19 protein-coding genes and 1 tRNA gene are annotated in these 23,274 nt (G+C 57.2%); 2 read left to right on the top strand and 18 right to left on the bottom strand.

Annotated elements, in window-relative coordinates; all coding sequences use genetic code 11:
- Nucleotides 1–102 precede the first annotated feature (102 nt).
- The 10 genes from rlmN to DKK74_RS03520 all read right to left on the bottom strand — a co-directional run bounded on the left by rlmN (nt 103) and on the right by DKK74_RS03520 (nt 10,356).
- A complete protein-coding gene (gene rlmN, locus DKK74_RS03565; RefSeq protein WP_110412763.1) occupies nt 103–1,290 on the bottom strand; it encodes a 23S rRNA (adenine(2503)-C(2))-methyltransferase RlmN in 1,188 nt (395 codons plus the stop codon).
- Nucleotides 1,291–1,334: 44 nt separating this feature from the next.
- Nucleotides 1,335–2,324 (bottom strand): phosphatidate cytidylyltransferase, encoded by a 990-nt coding sequence (locus DKK74_RS03560; protein WP_110412762.1) that lies wholly within the window; start codon nt 2,322–2,324, stop codon nt 1,335–1,337.
- A gap of 25 nt (nt 2,325–2,349) precedes the next feature.
- Nucleotides 2,350–2,904 (bottom strand): ribosome recycling factor, encoded by a 555-nt coding sequence (frr, locus tag DKK74_RS03555; RefSeq protein WP_110412761.1) that lies wholly within the window; start codon nt 2,902–2,904, stop codon nt 2,350–2,352.
- 116 nt (nt 2,905–3,020) lie between these two features.
- Entirely contained in the window at nt 3,021–3,776 is a 756-nt protein-coding gene (gene pyrH, locus DKK74_RS03550) for a UMP kinase (RefSeq protein WP_110412760.1), read from the bottom strand.
- A 229-nt stretch (nt 3,777–4,005) separates the two neighbouring features.
- Nucleotides 4,006–4,857, bottom strand: coding sequence for a translation elongation factor Ts (gene tsf / locus DKK74_RS03545; protein WP_110412759.1), 852 nt, complete (start codon nt 4,855–4,857; stop codon nt 4,006–4,008).
- Between the two features lie 50 nt (nt 4,858–4,907).
- Nucleotides 4,908–5,777 carry a 30S ribosomal protein S2 gene (gene rpsB, locus DKK74_RS03540; protein WP_110412758.1) on the bottom strand — a complete coding sequence of 290 codons (870 nt, stop codon included), beginning with the start codon at nt 5,775–5,777 and terminating at the stop codon, nt 4,908–4,910.
- Between the two features lie 225 nt (nt 5,778–6,002).
- The gene (locus tag DKK74_RS03535; RefSeq protein WP_045935314.1) at nt 6,003–6,485 is read right to left on the bottom strand and encodes a peptide deformylase; all 483 of its coding nucleotides are present in this window, start codon (nt 6,483–6,485) and stop codon (nt 6,003–6,005) included.
- 3 nt (nt 6,486–6,488) lie between these two features.
- Entirely contained in the window at nt 6,489–8,471 is a 1,983-nt protein-coding gene (locus tag DKK74_RS03530) for an AMP-dependent synthetase/ligase (protein ID WP_110412862.1), read from the bottom strand.
- A gap of 38 nt (nt 8,472–8,509) precedes the next feature.
- Complete coding sequence (locus DKK74_RS03525) at nt 8,510–9,064, bottom strand: Rv3235 family protein (protein ID WP_110412757.1); 555 nt, start codon at nt 9,062–9,064, stop codon at nt 8,510–8,512.
- A 167-nt stretch (nt 9,065–9,231) separates the two neighbouring features.
- On the bottom strand, nt 9,232–10,356 hold the full coding sequence (locus DKK74_RS03520; RefSeq protein WP_110412756.1) for a GuaB3 family IMP dehydrogenase-related protein: 1,125 nt from the start codon (nt 10,354–10,356) through the stop codon (nt 9,232–9,234).
- Between the two features lie 163 nt (nt 10,357–10,519).
- Between DKK74_RS03520 and DKK74_RS03515 the strand changes: the two genes are divergently transcribed.
- Entirely contained in the window at nt 10,520–11,749 is a 1,230-nt protein-coding gene (locus DKK74_RS03515; RefSeq protein ID WP_110412755.1) for an NADP-dependent isocitrate dehydrogenase, read from the top strand.
- Between the two features lie 211 nt (nt 11,750–11,960).
- A complete protein-coding gene (locus tag DKK74_RS03510; protein ID WP_181414893.1) occupies nt 11,961–13,550 on the top strand; it encodes a hypothetical protein in 1,590 nt (529 codons plus the stop codon).
- On the opposite strand, the gene DKK74_RS03505 is transcribed toward DKK74_RS03510, so the two are convergent.
- The 8 genes from DKK74_RS03505 to DKK74_RS03470 form a co-directional block, all read right to left on the bottom strand.
- Nucleotides 13,520–15,346, bottom strand: coding sequence for an AMP-dependent synthetase/ligase (locus DKK74_RS03505; RefSeq protein WP_181414911.1), 1,827 nt, complete (start codon nt 15,344–15,346; stop codon nt 13,520–13,522). The genes DKK74_RS03510 and DKK74_RS03505 overlap by 31 nt on opposite strands.
- Before the next feature lie 118 nt (nt 15,347–15,464).
- The gene (locus DKK74_RS03500) at nt 15,465–16,022 is read right to left on the bottom strand and encodes a M23 family metallopeptidase (RefSeq protein WP_258334429.1); all 558 of its coding nucleotides are present in this window, start codon (nt 16,020–16,022) and stop codon (nt 15,465–15,467) included.
- A 608-nt stretch (nt 16,023–16,630) separates the two neighbouring features.
- On the bottom strand, nt 16,631–17,689 hold the full coding sequence (locus DKK74_RS03495; protein ID WP_110412752.1) for a LacI family DNA-binding transcriptional regulator: 1,059 nt from the start codon (nt 17,687–17,689) through the stop codon (nt 16,631–16,633).
- A gap of 152 nt (nt 17,690–17,841) precedes the next feature.
- Nucleotides 17,842–18,741 carry a carbohydrate ABC transporter permease gene (locus tag DKK74_RS03490; RefSeq protein ID WP_110412751.1) on the bottom strand — a complete coding sequence of 300 codons (900 nt, stop codon included), beginning with the start codon at nt 18,739–18,741 and terminating at the stop codon, nt 17,842–17,844.
- A gap of 1 nt (nt 18,742) precedes the next feature.
- Nucleotides 18,743–19,669: a carbohydrate ABC transporter permease gene (locus DKK74_RS03485; protein ID WP_110412750.1), complete on the bottom strand. Its 927-nt coding sequence runs from the start codon at nt 19,667–19,669 to the stop codon at nt 18,743–18,745.
- Between the two features lie 60 nt (nt 19,670–19,729).
- The gene (locus DKK74_RS03480) at nt 19,730–21,100 is read right to left on the bottom strand and encodes an ABC transporter substrate-binding protein (protein WP_258334427.1); all 1,371 of its coding nucleotides are present in this window, start codon (nt 21,098–21,100) and stop codon (nt 19,730–19,732) included.
- A 56-nt stretch (nt 21,101–21,156) separates the two neighbouring features.
- A complete protein-coding gene (gene arfA, locus DKK74_RS03475) occupies nt 21,157–22,692 on the bottom strand; it encodes an arabinosylfuranosidase ArfA (protein WP_110412748.1) in 1,536 nt (511 codons plus the stop codon).
- A gap of 477 nt (nt 22,693–23,169) precedes the next feature.
- A tRNA-Asn gene (locus tag DKK74_RS03470) sits at nt 23,170–23,242 on the bottom strand.
- Between the last annotated feature and the right edge of the window lie 32 nt (nt 23,243–23,274).

Raw genomic sequence — 23,274 nt, 5'->3', positions numbered from 1 at the left:
CCTGCCTGAACCCATTTGTTTGAGTCAAAACCTTAGCTTCTGCACTGTCCGAAGACCATAGCATGTCCACACTCTGGCATGTCCACATTGCAAAACGCTGAATCAGGCCTGAAGCTTTACGGCCTTGGCTGCCAGCTGTCCGCAGGCGCCGTCGATGTCAGATCCGCGGGTGTCCCTCATAGTTGCCGTGATGCCGGCCTTGTGAAGGATGTCCAGGAAGCGCTGCTCATCTTCAGGCTTGGAGGCCGTCCAACGAGACCCCTCAATCGGATTCAGAGGTATGGGATTGACGTGCGCCCAGTCGTCCCCATAGTGGTTGAGGCGCTTGGCCAGAAGGCGTGCATGCTCGGCCTGGTCGTTGATGCCGCGCATCAGGGCGTACTCGATGCTGACCCGTCTGCCACTGGCCAGGTAATAGTCGTGAGCTGCATCCAGAACCTGGGTGGTGTTGAAGCGGCGGTTCATGGGAACCAGCTCGTCGCGCAGCTTGTCGCTGGGAGCATGGAGGGAGACGGCCAGACGAACCGGGATTCCCTCTTTGGTCAGTTTGCGGATACCGGGGACCACGCCAACCGTGGACACAGTGATGTTCCTGGCCGAGATTCCGAATCCTTTGGGCGGCAGGGCGCTGATCTGCCTGACTGCGGACAGGACGGCCCGGTAGTTGCCCATGGGCTCGCCCATCCCCATGAAGACGATGTTGCTCAGGCGTCCCGGGCCTCCGGCAACCTGTCCGGACCTCATCATGCGAGAGGCGGCCCTGACCTGTTCCAGAATCTCCCCGGTCGACATGTTCCGGGTCAACCCAAGCTGACCTGTGGCGCAGAAGGGGCAGCCCATGCCGCAACCGACCTGGCTGGAGATGCAGAGGGTGGCCCTAGAGGGGTAGCGCATGAGCACGGATTCGATCCTGGATCCGTCGAAGAGCTCCCAGAGGGTCTTGATGGTGGTCCCCTGATCCGCCTTCTGAACGGTGACCGGGGTAATCAGTTCAGGGAAGAAGCGGTGTGCGGCCTCCTGGCGGCTGGCTGCGGGAAAGTCCGTGAAGTCGTCCGGGTTGGTGGACAGATGATTGAAGTAATGGTTGGCCAGTTGCGAGACACGGAATTTAGGCAGGCCCAATTGAGCGCAGACCTCGTGACGCTCCTTCTGGTCCATGTCCGTAAAGTGGCGCGGCGGCTTGCCTCGCCGGGCATGGTCGGCCGCCAGAACGTCCCTGAAGGCCCCATCCTTGCCTCCGGGGGTGATGCCGGTCTCAGGCTCGTCACCGGTCACGTCGACATCCGTCATACCTCAACCTCATCCTGTATCAGTCATCCGACCATCAATTCCGGTCACAGGCCGGTAGTCAAAAGAACCAGTGTGATGAACGGTGCGGACATGAGGATGGAATCCACCCTGTCCAGCACTCCGCCGTGGCCCTTGAGCAGGTGGCCCATGTCCTTGATCCCCAGGTCGCGTTTGATCAAGGAGGCACTCAGGTCCCCGAGGGTGCCTGTGGCTCCGACCATGATGCCCATGAGCAGGGCGACCCACCAGATTCGTCCCCAATCCGCCATGGGGTAGGTGGCCGCAAAGATGACCAGGGCACCGACCAGGCAGCAGAGCATGGAGCCTGCCAGACCCTCCAGGGACTTGCCTGGCGAGATGCGGGGCGAGATCTTGTGCTTGCCGAAGAGGGAGCCGAAGAGAAGACCGCCGATGTCGCTCAAGGCAGGCAGGAAAATCACCATGAAAGCATGTGCGGCGGGATGCCCGCCGAAGGTGGTGGGCAGGGTTATCAGACAGGCCAGGAGGGTGATGTAGACAACGGTCAGGAGGGTGACTCCCACATTGGCCAGGCTGCTTGACCGGCTCTCACCCTCTGCGGTGCCGTAGGAGGCATCGGCCATGGTCTGAGCATCCTTGCCCGACAGCTTGGCGTTCACCGCCTTGAGCAGACGGCCGCCCGGACGATGGTTGCGGGTGGCCGCAAGAGCTCCGACCAGGGCAGTGATCAGAACACCGGCGGTCATGACCGCCACATGGTCCGGCGCGTAGAACGAGGCCAGCATGGTGGCCGCCGAGCATACCCACAGCTCGACCACCGGTATGTGCAGGCCCGCCGTGGCAAAGTCCACCCTGAGCTCCCAGAGCCCCAGGGTCATGAAGATCACGATCAGATAGATGAATGCGTCGATGCGCACCAGGATGCAGGCCAGGATGATAACCACCAGAAGCGCACCGGTAGCCACCGCCTGCGGCATGTTGCGCCCGGTGCGTTTGTTCAGGGTTGCGACTGCATCCTGACCTGCCTTCTCGGCTAAGCTTTCCTTGGTACTCATGAAGTGTGGACCCTCCCCAGGCGGATCAGACCTCGAGGATCTCCTTCTCCTTGGCATCCAGGAGCTGGTCGATCGTGTCGTTCTTCTGCTTGGTGACGGTCTCCAGCTCCTTCTGCAGCCGGTTGCCCTCGTCCTCGCCCAGGTCGCCGTCCTTGACCTTGGCCTCCAGCTCCTCCTTGACCTTGCGCCGGATGTTGCGGACAGCCACCTTGCCCTCCTCGGCCTTGTTCTTGGCCAGCTTGACGTAGTCCCGGCGGCGCTCCTCGGTCAGCTCGGGCATGGTGACCCTGATGACGTTGCCGTCACGGCTGGGGTTGACGCCCAGGTCGGAGTCGCGGATGGCCTTCTCGACCGCACCCGCCTGGGAGGGGTCGAAGGGGGTGACGGCCAGGGTACGAGGCTCCGGGACGCCGATGGATGCCAGTGACTTGATGGGCGTGGGAGTGCCGTAGTACTCCACCATGATGTCGTTGAGGAAGGAGGGGTTGGCGCGCCCGGTCCTGATCCCCGAGAAGTTCTCCTTGGTCGCCTCGATGCTCTTGTCCATCTGCCTGCCGGCCTGGTCCACCACTGTGGTCATGATCTGCTCCTTGCTGTATGGACCATCCGCCTGTGCGCGCGAGGTCCGTCATTCTTATACTCTACGGCCATGGGGCCACAGGGGCCAAGCGGCGCGGGGTGTGTGCCCGCAACCGGTCACAGGGTACGATCAGGACCGCCGTGGACCAAGGTGCCCAGGCGCTGGCCTTTAAGCGCACCGGTCACGTTGCCTTCACCCTCCAGTCCGAAGACGCGGATGGGCATGTCATTGTCCCGGGCCATGGACAGCGCTGCCGCGTCCATGACGGCCAGGTTGTCCACTAGGGCCCGCTGGTAGCTGAGATTGGTGAACATTCGCGCAGAAGCCTGCTTGTGCGGATCAGCCGTATACACACCGTCCACACCGTTCTTGCCCATGAGGACCTCGACGCAATGTATCTCCAAGGCCCGCTGTATGGAGACCGTGTCGGTTGAGAAGTAAGGCATGCCGGATCCGGCGCCGAAGATGACCACGCGTCCCTTCTCCAGGTGGCGGATGGCCTTGAGCGGAATGTAGGGCTCGGCCACCTGGCCCATGGTGATGGCTGTCTGCACCCTGGTGGCCTGACCATCCTGCTCCAGGAAGTCCTGCAGAGCCAGGCAGTTCATGACCGTGCCCAGCATGCCCATGTAGTCGCCGCGCGAACGTTCGATTCCGGCCTGACTGAGCTCGGCTCCGCGGAAGAAGTTGCCACCGCCCACCACGATGGCCACCTGAACGCCGCCCTGCACCGCCTGGACGATCTCCTTGGCCACCCGCTTGACCACCTGCACGTCGATGCCGACCTCGCCTCCTCCGAAGGCCTCTCCGGAGAGCTTGAGCAGCACACGACGAGGCGATGCTTGGTTTTGCGCTGAATCGGATCCGGTCATAAAAGCCCTTTCTCCAGACATGATGACGGGCGGAATACGCCGATAATAGAGTATCTGGGCTGGGCGACAACCCCTCTTGAGCAGACCGAGGGAATAGGCCCTGGGAACTGACTTAGGACAAAAGAAGGGGAGCAGCTACGAAAGCCACTCCCCTGCCATCAATGCCGGACGTTTGCCAGTACCTTAGACAAGATCAAGCAGACGACGCAAAACATTGCTGAGCTACTTACTACTCCTCGTCGCCCTTGCCGACCTCGAGACGGGCGAAGGCCAGAGCCTTGCCACCTGCCTGCTTGAAGAGGTCACCAATGGTCTTGGATGTGTCCTTGACGTACTGCTGCTCCAACAGAACGGTCTCCTTGAAGAAGGCGTTCAGACGCCCCTCGACGATCTTGGGAATGATTTTCTCGGGCTTGCCTTCGGCCTGGGACTTCTCAGTGGCCACGCGACGCTCGGACTCCACCACATCAGCGGGCACATCTTCGCGGCTGAGCCACTTGGGGCTCATGGCGGAGATCTGGAGGGCCACCTCATGGGCGACCTGGGCGCCGGCCTCATCAGTGGCGATCATGGCCACGATGGATGGGGGCATCTCCACAGACTTGCGATGGGCGTAAATCTCTACACGGGGACCTTCGACCCGGGCCACCTGGCCGACCTTGACGTGCTCATGGAAGAGAGCACCAGCTTCCTCCACGGTCTCCTTGACGGTGCCTGACTTGGATGGAGCGGCATCGACCTGCTCGGCGTTGGAGGCATCAGCCTTGGCCACGTCATCGATGACCTCCTGGCCAAACTCGATGAACTGAGGGGTCTTGGCCACGAAATCGGTCTCGGAGTTGAGCTCGACGGCGTAGCCGATCTGACCCTGTCCGCCCTCGATGACGGTGGAGGCGATCAGGCCCTCCTGAGCCTTGCGGCCCTCACGGGCGCCTGCGGCCTGGATGCCGGTGGCGCGGATAATCTCCTTGGCGCGGGCCATGTCGCCCTCGGCCTCGGTTAGGGCCTTCTTGACGTCCATCATGCCGGCGCCGGTCTGGTCACGCAACTCCTTGATCAGTGCAGCGGTGATTTTTGCCATAAAACTCTCCTATCTGGTCTTTCCTGAATGCATCATCTAGACGCCAAATTTCAGGCGGCCTGATCGGCAGCGGGGGTCTCCTGCTGCTGTTGCGCGGGCTGCTCGGCCTGGGGAGCCTGGGCGGTCTCCTGGGCCTGCTCCTGCGGCTGTCCATCCTTGTTCTCCAGCAGATTCTTCTCCCACTCGGCCATGGGCTGGTCAGAGGCCTCCTCGGTCTTGGCGGCCTTGCCAGAGCGCTCCAGCAGACCGTCAGCCACGGCATCGGCCATCAGCCGAGTCAGCAGCTCGACGCCGCGAATGGCATCGTCGTTGGCGGGAATGGGGTAGGTGACGAGCTCAGGATCCGTGTTGGTGTCCACCAGGGCCACCACCGGAATGCCCAGCTTGTTGGCCTCGGAGACCGCCAGGGCCTCCTTGTTGATGTCGACCACGAACAGGGCCGAAGGGGTGCGGTTCATGTTGCGGATGCCACCCAGCTGGCGCTCCAGCTTGTCCTTCTCGCGCCGCAGGAGCAGGAGTTCCTTCTTGGTCAGCCCCGAGCCGTGGACATCGTCGAAGTCCATCTCCTCCAGCTCCTTCAAGCGGCCGACCCGCTTGGTCACGGTCTGGAAGTTGGTCAGCATGCCGCCCAGCCAGCGCTCGGAGACGTAGGGCATGTTCACCCGGGTGGCCTGGGCCTTGATGGCCTCCTGGGCCTGCTTCTTGGTCCCCACGAAGAGCACGGTGCCGTTGTGGGCCACGGTCTGCTTGATGAAGTCATAGGCCTGGTCGATCAGACCGAGCGACTTGAAGAGGTTGATGATGTGGATGCCGTTGCGCTCCATCAGGATGTACTGCTTCATCTTGGGGTTCCAACGACGGGTCTGGTGTCCGAAGTGGACGCCGGCCTTCAGCATTTCGCTCATGGTGATCTGTGCCATGTCCGTACCTTTCATTGTCGGTTATTGCCTGGCCATGTGCACCTGCGTGCAACTCCGAAGAGCCGACCGACACAGGGCGTCGCGGACATGGCGCGAATTTGCGGCGTGTGTTCGGGAATACTCTTGGCGCGCCTGCCCACCCGTGACAGCGGACCTGCGCAATGACACGCCGAATTACCATGATACCCGAGGCCAATGACCTCGGGTATCATGTTCGCCCTCTGCCTACTTGGCTGATCTCAGCTGCTGCATGGCCTTGCGGCGGACATCGCTCTCCAGCCGATCCACATAGACATGACCGTCCAGGTGATCGCACTCGTGCTGGATCATCCGCCCCATGATGCCATGGCCTTCGAGGGTCACCGTCTTGCCGTCCAAGTCGATGCCGTGGGCTCGGGCGTAGTCGGCCCGCCTGGTCGGATACCAGAGGTTGGGCAGGGACAGACATCCCTCCTCGCCATACTGCTCGCCGGAGGTCTTGTCGATGACCGGATTGATGATGTAGCCCACCTTGCCGCCGATGTTATACGAGAATACGCGCAGGCCCACGCCGATCTGATTGGCCGATAGTCCTGCCCTGCCTGGATCGTCGACAGTGTCCACCAGGTCACGCACCAGACTGCGCACAGCCGGGGTGATGCTGGTCACAGGATCGCAGGGGGTACGCAAAACCGGATCGGGAACCACTCTGATTGTACGAATCGCCACTGCCTACTCCTCGTCATCCCGGCCGTCGCGGCCGTCCTTCTCGTCCTCCAGGGCTGCTTCCTCCTCCTGGCGGCCTTCACGCTTGCGTCCGGTCATGCTGGCCAAGGAATCGCTCATGGTGGTCCGTGCCCTGCTGACGATGTCGTTCTCCTTGACAGCGGGTTTGACTGGCGTCCTGGGCGCATAAAGGACCTTGTCCACAAGTTCGGCATACTGACGGAGCACCTCGGGGCGCACCACCTTCAGGCTGGGGGTCAGGGTACCGTCCTCCTGGCTAAAGTCCTTGTCCAGCACCAGGAACTTGCGCACCGACTCGGCCCGTGAGACGTTGCAGTTGGCCTTGTCTACATACTGCTGGATGAAGGCATGGATAGCATCGTTATGGCTGGCCTGCTCCATGCTCATATCAGCATCTAGGCCCTGGGAGGCCAGCCAAGATTTTAGCATTCCGGCATCCAGAGTGACCAGGGCGCCAACGAAGGGTCTGCCGTCGCCCACGACCACGGCCTGGGAGACTATCGGACAGGTGCTGATTACATCCTCCAAAGGCGCCGGGCTTACGTTCTTGCCGCCGGCTGTGATGATGACATCCTTCTTGCGGCCAGTGATGAAGACGAAGCCCTGGTCATCGATTTGGGCCAGATCGCCGGTATGCAGCCAACCGTCCTTGTCAAGTACGGTGGAATCCAGCTCGGGCTGGTGGTAGTAGCCCATGAAGACGCTGGGGCCCTTGACCAAAAGCTCATCGTCGTCGCTCAGCCTGACCGTGATGCCCGAGCCAGGTCGACCGACCGACCCAACTTCGTTGGCATCCTCGAAGTTGACAATGCAGGGGGCCGCCGTCTCGGTCATTCCGTATCCCTGAATGAAGGTAATCCCGTCGATTCCGTTGAAGAAGTGGGCCAGGTCTGCGTTCATGGGTGCGCCGCCGCAGGCCAGATAGCTCAGATTGGAGCCCAGGGCGGACTCGATCGTGTTGCCGACGGTCTTGGTGTAGAAGGCATGGGCCAGGCGAGTCAATGGCGAGTGGCCGCGCCCCTCCTGCTCATCCTTGGACCACTTGATGAAGTGCCTGGTGGCCTTGGCAAAGACCTTGCCTGCCAGACCTGCACCGGCCTTCTGTGAGGCGGCATTGTAGACCTTCTCGAAGACGCGTGGCACACCCAGCAGATAGGTGGGCCGGAAGGTGCGCAGGTCAGTCAGCAGGTGTTTGGCGTTAGAGACGTATCCGACCACGCCTTGAGCGCCTATGGCCACGTACTGGATGTAACGGGCGAAGCAGTGGGCCAGGGGCAGGAAGAGCATCAGGCGGGAGGGGGCTGCCAGCATGTGGTAGAGCACATCCCAGCCCACGAAGACGATGTGGACAAAGTTCCGGTTGGAAAGCATGGCGCCCTTGGGCTCACCGGTGGAGCCCGAAGTGTAGACGATTGTGGCAAGATCGTCGGCCTTGACCTGGGCGATGGCCTGATCCAGGCGTTCGTCGTCAATCCCCTGGCCGAATTCGCTGACTGCATTCAGACCCCCCGCCTCGAAATTGAATACATACTTGAGCTTGGGCGATGACCCCCGGACCTGCTCAAGGATCTGCGCATGCTCCGAGTCGCCGGCAAACGCCAGGACGCAGTCCACGTCCTGAACGATCTTCTGGGCCTGGCTAGGCGAGTCGGTCTCATAGATGGGCACAGAGACCGCCCCGATGGCGGCACAAGCGAAGTCCGTGACTCCCCAGTCGTAGCTAGTAGAGGCATAGATGACTACGGTGCTGCCTTTTCCCACACCCAGGGCCATCATGCCTTTGGCCACGGCGCGAACCCGTGCGGACATCTGCCCGGCCTTGACATCGTGCCAGTTTCTGGTCATGGGATCCTGCCACTGGGCAACCAGCTCCTCAGGATCGCGAGCGGTGCGTTTTGCCAGGAGTGAATAGATGGTGTCCTTGTCCGTCGTCGGGTGTTGAAGCTCGACCGTATATTCACGCAACATACCCACCATCATATGGGTCAACCCGCCAAAGCCGCCGCCTAGCCCATGTCGAAGCGCACACAGACCCAGCGCGAACCGCTTCTGGCGACAATCATGTTGGCCAGCACAGTGCGCTCGCCGACCAGGCATCTGATGGTGGTTTCGTATCGGTCGCGGTCCACGCGGTAGATCTCAACCAGGTTAGGAATCAGCGGTAGGTATGTCATGCGTGCATGATCTGCAGTGCGAACCATGCCTAGATGCCGATCATGCAGCAACCGGGCCAGCAGGGCCAGCCGTTCCATGCATACGCGGTTGAGCACACGATCCAGGCTCTTGATCGGCAGACGGCCCCGCAGCACATCGAAGACCCTGGAAGCCAATGCACACAGGTTGACGAGAATTCGCTTGAGACTCCCAGGCAGTCCCTCATTCTCAGCAACATCTCCCGGTCGGACGAAATTGACCGTTCGCACTGTCAGATTGATGTCGCCAAGTCCAAGCGGCACTTGCGTACAGGTGGACGGCCACCAGCCGTCGAACTCCTGTCCTGTTGGATCCTCGTTTGCCTGCTCACTATCCCAGGCCGGTGCTAGATCCATATAATCCGTCATACTTCTCTCCTCGCACTTCGACGTGCATGCTCCCCCTCCCATGCAGGCGAGGCGCAGCGAGCTACTGACGCAACGACAGCGATTACGTTCAGAGCAGGAATGCGCAGAGGGATTGTAAATGTAAGGGTTATAAATAAAATAAATAGGCTGTGAATGTCTTCTTCTGCTTAGCTGCGGGGAGCAGGAGTCACTGCCACACGGCACTTCTGGAAGTTCTTGACATCCACGTAGCCGGTGGAAGCCATGGCTCGCCGCAGAGCGCCGATCAAATTCAGACTGCCTTCGGTGCGATCACTGGGTCCGAAGAGTATGCGCTCCAGGCTCCCCACCTGGCCGACCTGGACCCTGCGACCCCTCGGCAGCTCAGGATGATGGGCCTCGGCTCCCCAGTGCATGCCCTGACCGGGAGCATCGGTAGCCTTAGCCAGAGGCGTGCCCAGCATGACCGCGTCGGCCCCCATGGCCAAGGCCTTGACAAAGGACCCCGAGGTGCCGGTCTCACCGTCGGCGATGACCTGAACGTAGCGTCCGCCGGACTCATCCAGGTAGTCGCGACGCGCCTCAGCCACATCCGAGATGGCCGTGGCCATGGGGGCCTGAATGCCGATGGTGGCGGAGTCAGTTGAGGAGGCTCCCCCGCCGAACCCGACCAGGACCCCAGCAGCACCCGTGCGCATCAAATGCAGGGCAGCCTGGTAGGTAGCGGCCCCGCCAACGATGACCGGAACGTCGAGATCGTAGATGAACTTCTTCAAATCCAGGGGCTCATGGCTGGTGGAGACATGCTCGGCCGAGACCGCCGTTCCACGGATAACGAAGAGATCCACGCCCGCATCAACCACCGTGGTGTAGAACTCCTGCGTGCGCTGAGGGGACAGAGCCCCGGCCACTGTGACCCCGGCCTTGCGAATCTCCTGCAGGCGGCGGGTAATCAGCTCTGTCTTGACCGGCTCCCGGTAGACCTCCTGAATGATCCCAGTCGCTTGCTCCGGCGAGGCATGGGCTATCCGGTCCAGCTGCGGACGCGGATCCTCATATCGGGTCCACAATCCTTCCAGGTCAAGCACACCCAACCCGCCTAAACGTCCCAGGGCGATTACCGTCTCCGGACTGCTCACCGAATCCATGGGCGCCCCCAGCAAAGGCAGGTCGAACTCGTAGGCATCCACCTGCCAAGCCGTGGAGACATCCTGGGGATCCCTAGTCCTCCTTGAAGGGAGTATGGAAACATCATCGAGCGTGTAGGCGACTGTAGCCTTCTTGCCGAGACCAATTTCGATTTCCTGTGTCATGTCTGTCAGCCTAGCGCCTCATGATGACGCTCCGGCGTGCTACGAACGGGTTACGAGCAGGGGAACAGAGAGTAACAAACTTGGGATAGAACTGTTCGCGAGCGCAATTGCGGCATCGGGAGCAGAATCCGGCCCCCGACCCGCCGACCGATAGGAGGCCGCCATGGACAAGATCGCCGTGAAGGGACGCATCGTCGAGCTCGACGGTGACGAGATGACCCGGGTCATCTGGAAAATGATCAAGGAACGGCTGATTCTGCCCTATCTGGACGTGGACCTGGACTATTACGACCTGGGCATCCGCAACAGGGATGCCACCGACGACGAGGTCACCGTGCAGGCGGCTCAGGCCATTCAGCGCGAGCACGTGGGAGTCAAGTGCGCCACCATTACCCCAGACGAGGCCCGCGTAAAGGAATTCGGTCTCAAGCGCATGTGGAAGTCGCCCAACGGCACCATCCGCAACATCCTTGGCGGAACCATCTTCCGCGAGCCCATCGTCATCGACAACATTCCCCGGCTGGTTCCCGGATGGACCAAACCCATTGTGGTGGCCCGCCATGCCTTTGGCGACCAGTACCAGGCGACTGATTTCACCGTTCCCGGGCCGGGAAAGCTAAGCGTCGTGTTCACTCCTGATGACGGGAGCGACCCGGTGAACCGACAGGTGACCATCTACCCAGGTCCGGGCGTGGCTCAAGTGCAGTTCAACCTTGATGATTCCATCCGCGACTTCGCGCGCTCCTGCTTCAACTATGCCTTGCAAAGGCACTATCCGGTCTACCTGAGCACCAAGAACACCATCCTCAAGGCCTATGACGGTCGGTTCAAGGATATTTTCGCACAAGTCTACGAGCAGGAATACCAGAGTCGGTTCGAGGAAGAAGGACTGACCTATCAGCATCGGCTGATCGACGACATGGTGGCCTCCTCGCTCAAGTGGCCGGGCGGATACGTCTGGGCCTGCAAGAATTACGATGGCGATGTCCAGTCCGATTCAATAGCTCAAGGGTTCGGGTCTCTTGGCCTTATGACCTCCATGCTGATGACGGCCGACGGGCAAACTGTAGAAGCCGAGGCTGCCCATGGGACCGTGACCAGGCATTACCGGCGCTGGCTCAAGGGCGAAACCACCTCCACCAACCCGATCGCATCCATTTTCGCCTGGACCGGCGGTCTCAAGCAACGGGCTCGACTGGATGATACGCCCAAGGTAGCTTGGTTTGCGCAAACTCTGGAATCTGTAGTTATCGATACTGTGCGCTCCGGCCGCATGACCAAGGACCTGGCCAGCCTGGTCGGTCCTGATCAGCCTTGGCTGGACACCGAGGACTTCATGGATGCCCTGAACCATGCCCTTGCCGAACGTATGGCTTCAGCTGTGGCGGACTAGCAGGTCGGCAGACCAGCCGAGCAGACAAAGCGCCGTCTGCTTTCTCCACTGTATGCAGTTAAATCGCTCGGATCAGTCTTGACCATCTGCTCCTTGACGAGAACCGTGGGCGCAAAATCATCGACGCTTCATGCGCTCCTGTCCGAGAGCCCATAGAATGGTTGCTCGGGACCCGGCCATAGTCGGGCTCTGTCGGGACGAAGGAGCGAATGTGAAGAAGACCGGCTTTGCACGGCATTTGTCCGGCTTGCTGGCCCTGCTGGCATGCCTGGTCATAGTGGCATCGACTGGTGCTTGCGGTCCGGCCCTAGGCAAGGGGGAACAGTCCCCGAGCGCCCCGCAGAGCCTGGCTACTCCTACTGCCGCTGCCGAAGTACCCGGTACGGTGGCCATTTTCACCCCCTCTGACGGCATCACCCTTTCCCAGCACACGCCCATCAATAAGTGGGCCGCTCTGATTCCTGAGCTCAAGGCGGCACTGTCCAAGGAGCATCTTTCCAGCAAGCGCATCGATGCCTACACCAGTGGGAATCTTGAGGATCAAAGCAAGGAACTGCAGGATTACGTGGTCAACCGTCTTTCGGAGCGCAAGGCCGGAAAGAGCTCAGAGCCGACCACACTGGTGGTGGCACCCATGACCTCGCCAGACTCCATTACCCGCCAGTATGGCGACTATATCAGCAAGTCACTGGATGCCGATGCCAAAGACAAGGCACGCTCACGTCTGGTCTCGTCTCTGCGTCTGGCTGCTGGAGCGGGCATGCATGTGGTGCTAATGGCCAACCAAGTGCCGGGCATTCAACCGGATCTGTTCGTACAGTTGTCTGACGCACGGGCCATTGGTCAGATGCAGGCGGAGAAACTGGCCAGCAAGCTGGAGCTGGACAAGGCCAGCAAGGACAACCCCTGCCGCATCGAGATTCTGTTGCCGAACCGCCCGGCCGATGCATCCTCTGCTGACAAAGGTGCTGAAGCCAGCCGGGCTGAGCAGGGCCAGCAAGAGGATCAGAATTCCTTCCCCGCCCAGGCCTTCGCCGGAATCTGGCAGGTGCTAGGGCCATATTTCAAGGATGGACGGGCGGACAGTCCCTCGGGACGCCTGCAGGCCGACAGTACCGAGCAGGACTGGCAGGCTGTCGCCTTCGATCCAGGCAAGGATGCCTCGGCTACAGGCAAAGAACTGGCATCCCGTCTATCCATGAACGACGGCGCTAAATCACACACCGAAGTAGACGGCATTCTGGCCATGAACGACTTCATCGTTTCCGGAGTGGTCTCTGAGCTCAGGGATTTGGGATATCGCGGTTCGTCGGCGGACGTCAACCCGGAGATCTCCATATCCGGCATCATGGGATCCATGGCCGGCCGTCAGGATCTGCACCGTCAGCGCGTGCCCAAACCCGCCCACAGCCCTGCAAACCAGAATTCGACGGGATCGCAAACGGATTCTTCACAGGCCACGGGCAAGACCCAAGAATCCACGTCCTCCGACGACCACACCGCCTGGCCCATCATCAGCGGATATGGCGCCTACGTGGACAACATTCCCCAAATCGTGGACGGACAGCAGTGGATGACCGGGCTGGAGGACAGACTGGGGCTTGCGGCTGATATTGCCAAGGCCTGTGTCAGTCTCAACAGCCAGGGCAAGGTGCCAGCCATGGATACAATCCAGACCGTCAACCAGGACGGCAAACAAGTGCGTCGTCTGTCAAGACCCTTGGTTGCGGTTTCGGCCTCCAACCTCAAGGCGACGCTGATTGATACCGGCTACATCAAACCTGCTGATGCTGGTCTTTGAGCATAGATCTCCTGCTCGATCCGATCCTCATACCGCTTGAGAACCTCCTGACGGCGGGGCTTGTATGACGCGGTCAGCAGACCGTTTTCACGAGTGAAGTCCTGGTCCAGAATCAGATAGCGGCGGATGCCCTCGGCCCGGGATACCTGGGCATTGGCCGCGTCCACTGCACGGTCGACCTCGGTGCGGATGATGGGGTTCTCCCCAGCTGCAGCGGCCTCTTTCAGGGGCTCAGCGCCCTGGTCCCGCAGCCAGCGGTCGACCTCCTCGGAATTGAGAGTGATCAGGGCCGAAATGAATGGCCTGCGGTCTCCGATGACCATGCAGTGGCTAATGATGGGCGAACGTTCAACAGCCGTCTCCAGAAGCATCGGCGAAATGTTCTTGCCTCCAGCAGTAATGATGATTTCCTTACGTCGGCCAGTCAGCCGAACGAACCCGTCCTCGTCCAGACTGCCCAGATCGCCAGTCAGGAGCCAGCCGTCGCGAATCTGCCTGGTGGTGATTTCTGGATGGTTGTGGTAACCCATGCACACGTCGGGGCCTTTGACGCAGAGCTGGCCCTCCTGGTCGATACCCACAGTGATGCCAGGCATGGGAAGGCCGATGGTTCCCAGCCGGTAGTCCTTGGTGGGGTTGACCGTCACAGGACCCATGGTTTCGGTCATGCCGTAGCCCTCCAGCAGGGGCAGGCCTATGCCGTTGAAGAAGTCAGCAATGTCCCTCTCCAGTGGAGCTCCGCCCGAAATGGCATACTTGACTCGGCCGCCCAATGCCTCCAGGATGGGATCGTAGACGGTGCCCGTATACATGAGGTGCTTGGTCTTCAACGACATGGGAACGCGGGTGCCGTTCTGCTGATGACGGGACCACTGCCTGGCCACTCCTGCGGCATCCAGGAAAATCCTGCCCATGGCGCCTGTTCCTGCTCGCTGGGAGGCGGCGTTGTAGATCTTCTCAAAGATTCGCGGCACAGCCAAAATGAAAGTGGGCTTGAAGGTCTGCATGTCCTGCAGCAGATTGCGGATGGACCCCGTAAGCCCCAGGGTGAGATCCGTGGCAATGGCGAAGAACTGCAAGCAGCGGGCGAAAGCGTGTGCCAGAGGCAGGCAGAGCAGAAGCCGTCTACCCTCACCCAAGCAGATGTCAGGTACCGCCTGAGCACCCGAACGGACGGTGAAGACAATGTTGCTATGACTGAGCTCTATGCCCTTGGGCTTGCCCGTAGAGCCTGAAGTGTAGACAATAGTGGCCAGGTCGGAGCCTTGCACCGAGTCGACTCGGGCTTGGAAGTCCGCCTGGTCCACCGCCTGTCCGTAGGCGGTCAGAGTGGTCAGCGCTCCTCTGGTAATCACATACAGGTCGTTCAGATAGGCGCAGTGGGACCGGACAGCGTCCACACGGGCCCTCATGTCGTCATCCTCCAAAAAGGCCATACCCACATGAGAGTCGTTGAAGATGCGCCGAATCTGATCGGGAGAGTCAGTCTCGTAGACCGGCACCGTCACCGCTCCGATGGACAGGATAGCCATGTCCAGGGCAGTCCACTCCCATCGGGTGTGCGAGACGATGGCCACCGAGTCCCCTTGGCCTATGCCCCGGGCCATAAGCCCTTTGGCCAGCGCGACAACGCGGTCCCGGAACTCACGGGCAGTGATGGTGCTCCACTCACGTCCGCTCCGGTATTCGATCAAAGGATCGTCCCCCAGGCGTTCAACCCTGTCCTCAAGCAGGGAAAAGACGCTGGCATCAGCATCTATCGGCTCCTCAAGCGGACGCGTGAATTCTTGCTGCATGTTCTGCATGACCACTCCCTGCTGAAACGGCGTTATGCTTAACGATTCTAACCGCTTCCCCAGGCTGGCGATATACCCGGCTTGCAGACGCGCGAGTCCTGCAAGCAAAACCACATTCCTACAAAGGCTTGAGACGAATGCGATGCCATCCGACCCTGGCGCCGGGATCCAGATAACGGCCTTGATCGTCTTTCAGTCCCCAGTGCAGACACTCCTGAGCACAGTGGTCGGAAATCCCTTCTACCTTTCCCCAGACTGTGCCGGCTTGCAGCCGGGTTCCCGTCGGCAAAGAGCTCTGAGCGGGCTCATAAGTGGAGGTCAGGTTGCCGTGACGAATGGAGACCACGTCCTTGCCTGCTACGGAACCTGCGTAAGCGATGATGCCGTCTGCCGGAGCACGGATTCGTCTGCCTTGCTTCGTTGTCAGATCTATACCACGATGACCGCTCAGCCATGGACGATCCGGTGGATCGTAGAGGCGCATTACCTGCGGGGCGGCCTTATCTTTCGGGAGAGGTTCAAGAGGCCACAGCCAGCCCCGGCGGCAGGCTGCGGTTGTTGGGGTAACTTGACCGTTCTGCGCCGGGGCTGCAGCCGAAGGCAGGGTCGGCGCAGGCTGAGCCGTGACGGTTGCTGTAGGCCCTGCAGCCGACAGGACCAGCGCCAGCGTCAACACCAGCAGTGTCCTCGGAAACCAAGGGGGCCGACAGCCGGAAGGCATGATGGGCATCCGGCCGGTAACGCGCCTTCTGCCCTTGTTCTTATGGTCACGCGCACAGGCCATAATCGCACCTTCATTCCGTCATCGTGGATACCCGGATTGGGCCTCCACCATCATGATGGACTAGATGCCGAAACCTCGGGAATCGAGCAGGGACATGTGGTCGAACATGCCGTCGTCCACAGCACGTCTGTCAAGAAACCAAAAGACAATTACCCATGCAAAAATGCCAAGTTTGGTGGAAAATGACTTATTAAAAGTGCTGACTGATCTTGTATTATGTAAACCGTAAATCCTTTCAGGCAAGGTGCATACGGCCACGTTAATCGATATTGAATGCAGATATACCTTTACTTTTACCGCATCTAGCGTAGATATGTAAAAAAGAAACTTCTGCTAGACTACCAGAAAGAATTGAAAATCTAAGATCAGTCAGCTGGATAGAAGATCAGGCTCAAACCGAACTCACCAGAAGCTGCTTCAACAGATAATTTCGTTTCTGAGAATTATTCGAGTTACATCGAAGGATTCAGCCGCCTCGGCTTGACTTGTTGGAGTTGCTGCTACAGTCTTTTGTCTTTTGGAAAAGTCAGGGTTGAATCACGCTCTACGAGCTGAAAATCAGTCACAAAGGTCCTCGGCTTGCCCTTGTACCCATTGATGCGCTCAATCAACATATCAATTGCATGCTCAACGTAGTCATTCAGGCTTGGATCTATGGTGGTTAGCGATGGAGTCGAGTAGGACGACTCAGGTACATCATCGAAACCCACAACCTGGATGTCTTCAGGAATGCGTATTCCCTCGTTCTGCAAGCCATGCAATGTGCCCAGAGCCATGGCATCCGTCAGACAGATGATTGCATCCGGGCGTATTCCTTTGGACAACATTTGCGTCACAACTTGTACGCCACTGACTCCTTCCATCCAATCCTTGGGTAGAAGCATCCGCCAATCTACGGATAGTCCTCGCTCTTCGAAGGCCTCGATATAGCCTCTTATCCGCAGCTCCTGCGTCCCTTCAGTGGCACACATATATTCATTGCGTGTCTTTGCTTTTTCCGGTGCGCCAAATACGGCTATATGACGGCATCCCATATCGAGCAGTCTGCCTGTAACATACCGAATAGCTCTCGTATTAGGCATGGTCACCCAATCAACCCGATCATAGGATTCGTAATCACCTGCCAGAACGATCGGATATGGCTGATCGAGGATGATGCCCTTGTTTTTTAAAGGTTGATCTGAAAAAAGCAGCCACCCATCTGCTGATAGTTTGGTGATTTCATCCATGATGACAGGCAGACCTGATCCATCCGATCCGTAAGTGCTGATTACTGTTCCATATCCATGTTTTCGCGATATGTCTATGACTTTATCTGCCAAGTAAGGGGCAAATGGCTGTGAAAAATCGAAAATTGCCAAACCTATCAGTTTAGTGGCGCCTGTTTTCAATGAACGGGCCGATACATTGACCATATATCCAAGTTCACGAATGGACTCCTGCACACGTTTCCTGGTGGAATCACGCATGCTGCCAGTGCCATTGATGACGTTGGACACTGTTTTAATGGAAACACCAGAATGCCTGGCTACATCCTTGATAGTCACTCTGGATGTCAATAGAGCCCCTTACCAATCGGCAGTTACACATATTCCGAATCCGCACAACTCCACATTGTGGAATCATGCGAATCCGGAATATGCGACAATATTTTTGTTTTCAGTTTATCTCAACAAGAACATATAGTCTGAATACCAAGTCCTTCCTTGGATCATGATTTGACTGATCCAGCCGTCAATCCTCCTACCCAGTACCTTTGCAGGAAGAGGAAAGCCAGAACCATGGGAATAATGGAAATGAAGGCGCCTGAAGTCACCAGATTCCAGATCTGTTCTGATGCTGCTCCGGCCTGGGATTTTGTCTGCCACTGTGTCAGTCCAACCGTAATCGGGAATAGTTTTGGATTAGTGAGAACTACCTGAGGCAGGAAGAAGTTGTTCCAAGCACCGACAACGGAAAGCAGAAAGACTGTAGTAATTGCTGGGGTCATAATCGGCAGAGAAACTTGTGTAAAGGTTCTCAGCTCACCAGCCCCATCAACTCGAGCCGCCTCAATCATTTCATCGGGTAGGGATTGCATGCAGTAGATTCTCATCAAGTAAACACCCATTGGATTAAGCAGGGACGGCAGGAGCACGGCCCAAATGGTGTTGGTCATACCAATGTCAGACATTAGCAGGAACGTCGGTATCACCAAGGCTGTCGATGGGATCATCAAAGCACCGAGAACGATGTTGAAGTACAGATTTCGCCCACGGAATCTGAACTTGGAGAAACCATATCCAGCCATAACCGCCACTACTGTGGCGCCGAACCCTCCTACAAGAGCGTAAAGGAAGGAGTTGAAAATCCAACGCCAGTAAATACCATCCTGATAGGTCGTAAGCTGACTGATGTTCTTCCAAAGGTCGAAATCCTTATCGAACCACATAGAGCCATGGGCGCCGAAGAACAATCCCGAATTTGACTTTGTGGAAGCGACGATCAACCACCATACAGGCAAAAGGAAGTAGACCATGGCCAATATCAGTACTACATAAACGAAAACGCTGGTATTCCCCTGAATACGTTTGGCGCTTCTGCGAACACCGCTTGTTCTTGTGGCTGACATGTCAGTCCTCCAATCCAGACTGATTGCGAGTCAGTCTCATGAACAAAACGCTGAATATCACCACGACCAGTCCCAGCGCAAATGAAACTGTGGCGGAGTAGTTGGTCTGGTTGTAATTGAAAGCGAGAGCTTGCGCGTACATATTGGGCGTATACTCCGGCGGTATGACCGTCGGCGCCTGATTACGCAGAATGGTGGGTTCAGTATAGAACTGCAGGGTGCCGATAAGCGAGAAGATAGTCACCATGACCAATGATCCTGAGACCATTGGCACTTTGATCCTTGTAGCAATCTTCAGTTCTGATGCCCCGTCTATTCTGGCCGACTCATAGAGTTCATGCGGAATGGACTGCAAGGCCGAATACAAAATCACCATGTAGTAACCCGTCCATTGCCAAGTCACGACATTGACCAATGAACCGAAGATGCCGTTAGCAGTGAGGAATCCGGGGGTCTGCATTCCAAACAGCCCGAATATCGTAGTAAACGGGCCCATATTCTTGGAGTACATAAATCCCCACATCAACGCACCGATGACACCAGGTATTGCATAAGGCAAAAAGATAACCAGCCGGGAAACTGAGGCAAACTTGTTCTTAAAGGAGTCTAGGAGCAGAGCGAATATCAGCGCCAGTCCCAGCTGGATGGGAACCATGACAACGGTGTAAAGAATAACGCGGCCCATGCCGACCAGGAATATCGAGTCAGTAAAAACGCGCTGATAATTGGCGAACCCCGAGAAGGACTCCCCTTTGACCTGTGTGTAAGTGAACAATGATACATAGAATGCATAAGCCAGCGGTATCACAAGAAACAGCAGAAAGATGACCCCAAAAGGAGCAGTGAAGAACCAGCCCCACATCCCTCTATGACTGCTGCCGACATTGGATTTCGTCTTTCTGGGCTTGCCTATTGCGTTCGAAGCCATTTCAGAACCTCCTAAAAAGGAGGGATACCGATAACGACATCCCTCCAATTAAATGAGCAGTCACTCTACGGTGAAACCTTGCTGCTTTGCATAATTGTTCAGCTTGGTTTCAAGAGCCTTCAAGGTCTCCTTGCAATCATCACCTTTCTTGACAATTGCGGAGAAAGACTTGGTCTGTTCGTCATAGGCATAAGTCTGGAAGGGCAGGAACTCGTCGCCCTTCCAAGCGTCTGCCACAGGAATGGTGACTTCATTGGACTTCTGGTTGCCCAAGAATGGCTCTTGCATGTTCTTGAAAGCGTCAGATGCAAGCTGCTTCTTCCAGGACGGGAACAATCCGCCATCGGTGACACCAATATGCTGTGCTGTATCCGAATCGAACAGATCGTGAGCAACGCTGGCCGCTGCTTTGGTGTCTTTGGCCTGATCAGTCACAGCCCAAGCTGATCCTCCCTGGTTGACCTGAGGCGTGGAGTCATCCCAAACCGGCGCCTTATAGATCCTGAAATTACCACCTGAGGAGTTATCCAAACCCTTGATGTAGCCAGTCAGCCAGGAAGCCTGAACATAGGCCGCATACTTGCCAGCAATCATATTGTTGTTCCAGTCGGTCGTGTTTGAGTCCGTGGTGTCGACCAGCCCCTCCTTGACCAGGTTTTGCCAGTACTCAAGAACCTTCTGTACACCTGGGGTATTCAACTTGATGCCTACCTTGTCAGGCGTCTTTGATGAATACTTGTATACCTTCTCTCCAGCCTGAGCGAAGAGCGCAGGATTGACAGCAGTGCCGTTAGGAGCCCAATCGCTCAGGAATCCGTCGAAACCGGCAGCTTTCAGATCCTTGCCTGCCTGCTCAAATTCCTCCCAAGTAGTAGGAACCTTGACGTGGTACTTATCGAAAATGTCCTGCCGCACATACATGACGAAGGGACCAAGATCGACAGGAACGCCATAGACGGAGTTGCCGCCGCCCATGCTCACGCTCTTCCAGGCACCTTCCGTGTACTCCTGCTTGTGGTCATTCATGCCGTACTTGCTGAGGTCGACCAGATGCTTCTGGGCCCCCGCAACGAATTGCGGCATTGCTTCATACTCGAGCTGGATGATGTCAGGGCCGCCGGACTTGGCCTTTATTGCATTATTGAATTTGGTGTACTCAGGACCCCCCTGACCAGCATTCGTCCAGCAAACCTGAATGTCGTCATGGTTCTCGTTGTAGTCGTCAACTACCTTCTGAATGGCCGGGTACCAGGCCCATACGGTGACCTTTTGAGCATTCGGCTTCTTGACCTTGTTCTGGCACTGAGCATTGGCATTCGCGGTTTTATCGCTGTGCTCAGCCTGACTTTCATTCTTGGCTCCTCCGCCGCCGCCACAGGCAGCCATGGAAATCGCCAAGACTCCCGAGAGTGCCGCTGCAATGATTCTCACAGTTCTCCTCATTATTTCTCCTTTGAATATATGTGGAAACCAACAATTTTTAATTATCAATCTATGTGGATAGACGTCCATGAAACCGGGGGAAGTATGATGCCAAGTTTGCCGTTCTCAAAGGTAAAGTCCTTACGCGTCTGCAAACCAACGCGCTTGGGATCTCCAAGCGTATTGCGAGCAGCAACATCCTTGTCATGGATGCTCTGAACAACCACTTTCCCGGCTTTATAGAGTCCAGAAACGTCGGAACGATACTCCACGCTCCGATCAAGACTGCGGTTGACAACGAAAATAGTCAGTGAGCCATCGGCTCCTCTGACCACCACAGAGTCCGTCATCGGCACTTCGCCGTATTGACTAGTTTCGCATGAATCAGCATCTTCCTGAGATACCAGCACACTGCCGCCCTTGGCGTATTTGGCAGTCAAGGCAAAGGGGAAGAAGATGGTTTGTCTCCAAGCAGGGCCACCGGGTTCTGTCATAATTGGCGCAATGACATTGACCAGCTGAGCCAGGCTGGCAGAATGAACGATATTGACATTCCTGAGCAAGGTGATCAGCAGATCGCCAAACACCACTGCATCCGCAACCGAATAAATATCTTCCAAAAGTCTGGAACCTTGAGGCCAGTTGCCTATGCCTACTGGAGGCTTACTCGGTTCTGCATCCTGATACCAGACATTCCATTCATCGAAAGATATATAAACCTGATGCTTGCTCTTGAGTCTGCCTCGAACCGCAGCTATGACCGAAGCCACATCGCGGATGAACCCATCCATATCGACGCCAGAAGCCAAGAAACTGGCCATATCGCGATTATGCGGCTCATAATAAGCATGGCAGGAAATGAAGTCGATTTGATCGTAGGCTTCCTCCAGTACAGTCCGTTCCCATTCACCAAAGGTAGGCATACTGTGCGAAGAGGAGCCACAGGCTACCAACTCCAGATCCGGGTCGATCATACGCATGGCCGTTGCAGTCTGAGTAACCAGCCTGGCATATTCGTGGGCAGTCTTGTGACCGACCTGCCAAGTCCCGTCCATTTCATTGCCTAGGCACCACATTCGAATTCCGAAAGGCTGCTCGCGGCCATTGCGTCGACGCATGTCGGACAAGGCCGTGCCAGAAGGAATATTGGCGTATTCGAGTAGATCAAGCGCCTCTTGAATACCCCGTGTACCAAGATTGACAGCTTCCATGAGTTCTTTGCCGCCTAATTCATCCAGCCAATCCGCCATCTCATGAAGACCGAATTCGTTGCTCTCGCCCGAATGCCAAGCCAAATCGATACGCTTAGGGCGTTCAGAGCGCGGCCCGACACCATCCTCCCAACGATAGCCGGAAACAAAATTCCCACCGGGATAGCGGATGGCAGTGACGCCAAGCTCCTTTACCAAATCAATGACATCCTGTCTGAATCCCGCCTTGTTTGCAGTCGGATGGTTCGGTTCATAGATGCCGGTATAGATGCCACGACCCAAATGTTCGACAAAAGAGCCAAAAACGCGGTCGTTGATGGGAATGGACCTTGTCCCCGTGTCTAGAATCAATCGCGCCTTCCCAGGCTTTGATTGTTGCGGTTCTTCCATGGATCTGGTCTCCTTTCCCCTGCCTTCTCTTTACTTTAAGTAGTGCAGGGTCTTACGCTTTGAGTACAACGTTGTTTTCACTAGGAAATATGCGGTTGGGTCATAATCTACCTCGCTTTTCTTCGTGCAACCCTGCACATCACTTCGTATACTATACAACAAAAAGAAAGAGCATGATCCACAATACATACAACGTTGTTCTAATTGGCCTGAAAATACGTGCGACACACCATCTAAAGCAACACGATGCCTATCGGACTTGCTGGTTTTTATGGCTGCTGTGTCCGTAGACAAAGCTCCAGGCCGACTATCCACGACCAGGGTTAAGAAAACACAGGAAGGCAGATTTCTGACCATCTTCAATCAGCTAGTTAATCGAAACCAATAAGCTAGCCTATGATAACGGCAATCCTGTTCATTGCAAAAGCACGAATACGCCCACATATGGAAAGCCGCCGGCTAACCGGCGGCCATTAGCTCCCGCAGCTGGGCTTGAACCAGCGACATTTCGATTAACAGTCGAACGCTCTGCCAACTGAGCTATGCGGGAATGTCCCGTTCAACTCTTGCTGAACACAATTA

It is taken from the genome of Bifidobacterium asteroides (assembly GCF_003202755.1).
In the GTDB taxonomy this organism is placed as follows: domain Bacteria; phylum Actinomycetota; class Actinomycetes; order Actinomycetales; family Bifidobacteriaceae; genus Bombiscardovia; species Bombiscardovia asteroides_F.
The sequence above is the reverse complement of the archived record's forward strand: the minus strand, read 5'-3'. Positions and strand labels throughout refer to the sequence as shown.

Excerpts from the sequence above, each read along its gene's own strand:
- rlmN (WP_110412763.1), bottom strand. The coding sequence starts at position 1,290 with ATGACGGATGTCGACGTGACCGGTGACGAGCCTGAGACCGGCATCACC.
- DKK74_RS03560 (WP_110412762.1), bottom strand. The coding sequence starts at position 2,324 with ATGAGTACCAAGGAAAGCTTAGCCGAGAAGGCAGGTCAGGATGCAGTC.
- frr (WP_110412761.1), bottom strand. The coding sequence starts at position 2,904 with ATGACCACAGTGGTGGACCAGGCCGGCAGGCAGATGGACAAGAGCATC.
- pyrH (WP_110412760.1), bottom strand. The coding sequence starts at position 3,776 with ATGACCGGATCCGATTCAGCGCAAAACCAAGCATCGCCTCGTCGTGTG.
- tsf (WP_110412759.1), bottom strand. The coding sequence starts at position 4,857 with ATGGCAAAAATCACCGCTGCACTGATCAAGGAGTTGCGTGACCAGACC.
- rpsB (WP_110412758.1), bottom strand. The coding sequence starts at position 5,777 with ATGGCACAGATCACCATGAGCGAAATGCTGAAGGCCGGCGTCCACTTC.
- DKK74_RS03530 (WP_110412862.1), bottom strand. The coding sequence starts at position 8,471 with ATGTTGCGTGAATATACGGTCGAGCTTCAACACCCGACGACGGACAAG.
- DKK74_RS03525 (WP_110412757.1), bottom strand. The coding sequence starts at position 9,064 with ATGACGGATTATATGGATCTAGCACCGGCCTGGGATAGTGAGCAGGCA.
- DKK74_RS03520 (WP_110412756.1), bottom strand. The coding sequence starts at position 10,356 with ATGACACAGGAAATCGAAATTGGTCTCGGCAAGAAGGCTACAGTCGCC.
- DKK74_RS03515 (WP_110412755.1), top strand. The coding sequence starts at position 10,520 with ATGGACAAGATCGCCGTGAAGGGACGCATCGTCGAGCTCGACGGTGAC.
- DKK74_RS03505 (WP_181414911.1), bottom strand. The coding sequence starts at position 15,346 with ATGCAGCAAGAATTCACGCGTCCGCTTGAGGAGCCGATAGATGCTGAT.
- DKK74_RS03490 (WP_110412751.1), bottom strand. The coding sequence starts at position 18,741 with ATGTCAGCCACAAGAACAAGCGGTGTTCGCAGAAGCGCCAAACGTATT.
- DKK74_RS03485 (WP_110412750.1), bottom strand. The coding sequence starts at position 19,669 with ATGGCTTCGAACGCAATAGGCAAGCCCAGAAAGACGAAATCCAATGTC.
- arfA (WP_110412748.1), bottom strand. The coding sequence starts at position 22,692 with ATGGAAGAACCGCAACAATCAAAGCCTGGGAAGGCGCGATTGATTCTA.